Raw genomic sequence first — 2,166 nt, forward strand, 5'->3', positions numbered from 1 at the left:
AGCGCTCGTGCCCGCCGAGGCGGCGCAGGTCCTCGCGCAGCGCGGCGGCCCCGGGGTGGCGGTCGGCGGGGTCCTTGGCCAGCGCCCGGGCGAGCACGGGGTCGAAGGCGGCCTTGGCCGGGTGGCCCTCCGGCAGCTGGGGCACGGGGGCCGAGACGTGCGCCATCGCGACCTGCACGTCGCTGCCGGCGTAGGGCGGGCGTCCGGTCAGCGCCTCCACGAGCAGGCAGCCCACGGCGTAGACGTCGCTGGCGGGGGTGGCGGGGGCGCCCCGGGTCAGCTCGGGGGCGAGGTAGCTCCAGGTGCCGGCGACCGCGCCGGGGGAGGTGAGGCCGCTCGACTCGGTGAGCGCGACACCGAAGTCGCACAGGTAGACGTGGGGCCGGTCGAGCCGGTCGTCGCGCAGCAGCACGTTGGCGGGTTTCACGTCGCGGTGCACCACGCCCACCGCGTGGGCCGCGACGAGGGCGTCGCAGACCTGCGCGACGACGGTGGCGGCCAGCTCGGGGCGCAGCGGGCCGTGCACGGCCAGGAGCCGGCCCAGGTCGCCGCCGGTGGCCAGCCGCGTCACGAGGTACGGCGACCCGGCGTGCTCGCCGTGCTCGTAGATGGCGATGACGTGCGGGGAGTCGAGCCGCGCCAGCACCGCCGCCTCGCGCTGGAAGCGGGCGGCGAAGGCGGGGGAGTCGGCGAGGGCGCCGCGCACGACCTTGATCGCGACGCGTCGCCCCAGGGAGGTGTCGGTGGCGGCGAAGACCTGGCCCATGCCGCCCACGCCGACGACGGCGTCGATGCGGTAGCCGCCCAGGGTGCTGCCGACGCGCAGGGATCCGGCGCCGCCCGCGGGCCCGGTCACGGGACGGTCTGTCCCATCACGCTCTGCTCGAGGCGGTAGGTGAGGTCGGCGCTCCAGCTGGCCCACTCCTCGGTGTCGCCGAAGCGCTCGCCGTCGGAGCGCACGACCAGCACCTTGGCGGTGCGGTCGTCCTGCGGGCCCACGGCGAGCAGGTCGACGCGGCCGTCGCCGTCGACGTCGCTGAGGGTGAAGCGGGCCTGGAGGTCGCCGCCGTCGCCGGTGACGGAGTCGATGACCCCGGCGCCGACCGGCTCGCCGAGACCCTCCTCGCCGAGGCCGCGCACGGAGACCTCGAAGTAGTCCTCGCCGGTGCCGGACACGCTCACCAGCTCCTCGTCGCCGTCGGCGTCGACGTCACCCGCGAGCGCGGCGATGTCGAAGCCGTCCTCGCCGGTGCTGCTCGTGCCCTCGTCGAAGCCGTCGCCGGTGCCGAGGTAGAGGGTGGTGACCTGCTCGGGGTCGTCGGCCAGCGGGTCGGGGCTGGTCGAGACCACCACGTCGAGCAGGCCGTCGCCGTCGTAGTCGCCGGCCTCCACGGTGGGGGTGAGGTCCTCGCCCGGTCCGTCGACCTCCATGAGTGGCTCGGCCTCGCCGAAGCCGTCCTCGCCCTGGCCGTGGGCGACGAAGAACTCGTAGGGCCGGTCGGGCTCCCAGGCCAGCAGGAGCAGGTCGTCGAGGCCGTCGCCGTCCACGTCGCCGGCCCAGGGGGTGACGTTGCGGGCGTCGCTGGGGCGGTCGATGTTGAAGCCGAACTCGCCGCCGTCGGTGAGCCCGGCGGCGACGTAGATGCGCCGGTCCCGCCCGGCCGGCACGTAGACCGAGACGACCTCGCTGAGGCCGTTGCCGTCGACGTCGGCCAGCGTGATGGTGCGCAGGGTGCGGGCGCCCACGGCGTAGTCGCGCTCCGGCTGGGCCTCGAGCTGCTCGCCGTCGGAGAGCAGGCTGGTGGAGAAGAAGCTGTAGATGTCGCCCTGCTGGACGGGGTAGATCGACACGGCGTCGCCCAGGCCGTCGGCGTCGATGTCGCCGGCGATCGGACCCTCCGGGGGCTCCGGGGCGGCGCTGGCCCGGTCGGTCGCCTCGGCCCCGCTCGCGCCGTCGCCGCCGTCGCCGCTGTCGCCGCCGTCGCCGCTGTCCCCGTCGGCGCCGGTGGCGGAGGAGGTCGACCCGTCGTCGGACCACGGCGTGGTGACCGCGAGGGCGGTGCCGCCGGCGACGAGCACGGCGAGGGCGGCGACGTGTGGAGGAGACAGGGATGACGATCGTGGTGCGCGGAGCGACGGGGCAGCTGGGCCGGCGCGTGGTGGAGG

General features: G+C 75.9%; 2 protein-coding genes. Both read right to left on the reverse strand.

Going from position 1 to position 2,166, the window contains the following annotated elements; genetic code table 11:
* A partial coding sequence (locus LPA27_RS19125) for a serine/threonine-protein kinase (RefSeq protein WP_228943571.1) occupies positions 1 to 856 on the reverse strand: 856 nt, incomplete at its 3' end.
* The gene (locus LPA27_RS19130; RefSeq protein ID WP_228943573.1) at positions 853 to 2,079 is read right to left on the reverse strand and encodes an FG-GAP repeat domain-containing protein; all 1,227 of its coding nucleotides are present in this window, start codon (positions 2,077 to 2,079) and stop codon (positions 853 to 855) included. The genes LPA27_RS19125 and LPA27_RS19130, both read right to left, overlap by 4 nt.
* Positions 2,080 to 2,166: the final 87 nt, after the last annotated feature.

The sequence above is a fragment of the Nocardioides sp. Leaf374 genome (assembly GCF_916862475.1).
Taxonomy (GTDB): Bacteria; Actinomycetota; Actinomycetes; order Propionibacteriales; family Nocardioidaceae; genus Nocardioides; species Nocardioides kribbensis.